Source organism: Halorubrum sp. AJ67 (assembly GCF_000513435.1).
This window is the reverse complement of record NZ_CBVY010000002.1, coordinates 429432-430591: the sequence shown is the minus strand read 5'-3', so window position 1 is coordinate 430591 and position 1160 is coordinate 429432. Positions and strand designations below refer to the sequence as shown.

Sequence of the window (1160 nt, the reverse complement as noted above, 5' to 3'; positions counted from 1 at the left end):
CGGGGGTCCCGCCCTCGTCGTCCGCGTCGGTCATCGTCCCTCGCTCGCCCCGCGACGCCGGACGACGCCGGCGTTGTTCGCGACGTTCTCCACTATCACCTTGAACGCGTCCGCGGTCTCGCCCTCCTCCAAGACGACGGGTTCGCCGTCGTCGCCGCCGGTGCGCACGGAGGGGTCTAGCGGGATCCCACCGAGGAACGGGAGGTCGTGTTCCTGCGCGAGCGCCTTCCCGCCGCCGGAGCCGAATATCTCGTGGAACCCGCCGCAGTCGGGACACCGGAAGCCGGCCATGTTCTCCGCGATGCCGAGGACGTTCGTGTCGTGTTTGCCGAACATGCGGAGCCCCTTGGTCGCGTCGTCGAGCGCGACGTCCTGCGGGGTCGTGACGATCACGGCCCCGGTCAGCGGGAGCGTCTGGAGGATCGTGAGCTGGGTGTCGCCGGTCCCGGGCGGGAGGTCCATCACGAGGTAGTCCAGTTCGCCCCACTCGACGTCCTCGACGAGCTGGGTGATGATCTTGTGGACCATCGGCCCGCGCCAGATGACGGGGTCGTCCTCGCCGGTGAGGAAGTCCATGCTCATCAGCTTCACGCCGAACCGCTCGGGAGGAACGATGGTCTCGCCGTCGGTCTCCGGGCGCTGCTCGGCCGACACCATCCGCGGCACGTTCGGGCCGTACACGTCGGCGTCGAACAGGCCGACCCGCGCGCCGAGCTCGGAGAGCCCGGCCGCGAGGTTCACCGCGACCGTCGACTTCCCGACGCCGCCCTTCCCGGAGGCGACCGCGATCACGTTCTGTACGCCCGGAAGGACCTGCTCGTCCGTCGAGAGGTCGTCGGGGATCGACGCCGACAGCTCCACGTCGAGCCCGGTGTCCGCGAGCGCCGCCCGCACGTCGTCGGCGATGGCCGACTCGGTCGGCGAGAAGGGCGCGCCGAGCGCGAGCGACACGCTGACCGTCCCGCCCGCCTCATCGACCTCGACGTCGTTCACTAACCCGAGCGAGACGATCGTCCCCGTCGAGGTCGGGGTCTCGCACCTCCGCGAGCCGCTCCCGCACGTCCGATTCGTTCATGCCCGAGGGGAGGGCCGTGGCTCGAATAAGGGTTCTGTCACCCGATCAGTCGATCCGGGTCCCGGCGTCCTCGCCGCGCAGGAAC

At 70.3% G+C, this 1160-nt stretch carries 1 pseudogene; it reads right to left on the bottom strand.

Annotated features, from left to right (window positions below):
- Window positions 1–30: 30 nt before the first annotated feature.
- Window positions 31–1075, bottom strand: a pseudogene (locus tag BN903_RS03790) (Mrp/NBP35 family ATP-binding protein).
- Window positions 1076–1160 lie beyond the last annotated feature (85 nt).